Annotated in this window: 1 protein-coding gene; it reads left to right on the forward strand. The window is 33.3% G+C overall.

Going from position 1 to position 886, the window contains the following annotated elements; all coding sequences use genetic code 11:
- Nucleotides 1-37: 37 nt before the first annotated feature.
- Nucleotides 38-781: a type IV secretion system protein gene (locus tag ACFIKB_RS09420; protein ID WP_375645193.1), complete on the forward strand. Its 744-nt coding sequence runs from the start codon at nt 38-40 to the stop codon at nt 779-781.
- Nucleotides 782-886 lie beyond the last annotated feature (105 nt).

Here is an 886-nt window from a genome sequence, read left to right on the forward strand (position 1 = left end):
ATAAAACAATCCCTGACGAAATCAAGCGAGCAAGTATATGAGAAAGATTCTTATTATAACAGGAATGATTACCCTTTTGGGAATGATAAATTTAACTCTAACGTCTAACTTTAGTTGGGGTTCTGGAACTCAAGGCTCAACTGTTCAAATTCCTTTTTCAAAAGCAGACTACCTGGAAATTATTACGTTGTTAAAACAACAAATTGAAGAAACCGAAAAGCAGATCGAAAACGCGAAAAAAATCCATCAGTCTATAATAGGACCTAAAATGCTAGCACATGCAATAGGAGACAATTTTAGTTTTTTCATACCAGTTTCGCCTTTTGACTACCCAGACACAAAAACAAGCTACCAAAACATATCTACTGGGCACTATAGAAATTTTTTTCGTAAACTTGTTCTCGAAGAGAAAAAGGACGGCTTCCAGAAATTGCCGTATTATAAGATACGCGAAATAATTAATACACGTCTTAAATATAGTGGGATTGTCGAAAAAGCTGTAAGTTTACAAACTTTCAAAGACATAGAGAACCGCTTTAAACAAGTGAAAGATTTCTTAGATAAGATAAATAACACAAAAGATCTGAAAGAACTTTTTGATCTACAAACACGCATTAAGACCATGTCATCCATGATCCAAAATGAATATACAAAGCTACAAATGGTCAGAAATTTAAGCGATGACGAAGAGACTCTTATCGAAATACAAAAACGTAAATTGTATAGCAAAATTATAGCCTCTTACAACAAACGTATGCCTGAAATAAGATCTAACCAATAAAGCTCTTTACAACATTTGCTTTTTTTTCATAAAAACAAAAGCCAATGTAGAAGGTTCAGTACTATCCGAACAATTCAGAGAGGCACAAAGATTTTATCAAAGCCA

Origin of the sequence: Bartonella sp. MR110HLJHH (assembly GCF_042194225.1) — a bacterium.
Classification (GTDB): Bacteria; Pseudomonadota; Alphaproteobacteria; order Rhizobiales; family Rhizobiaceae; genus Bartonella; species Bartonella grahamii.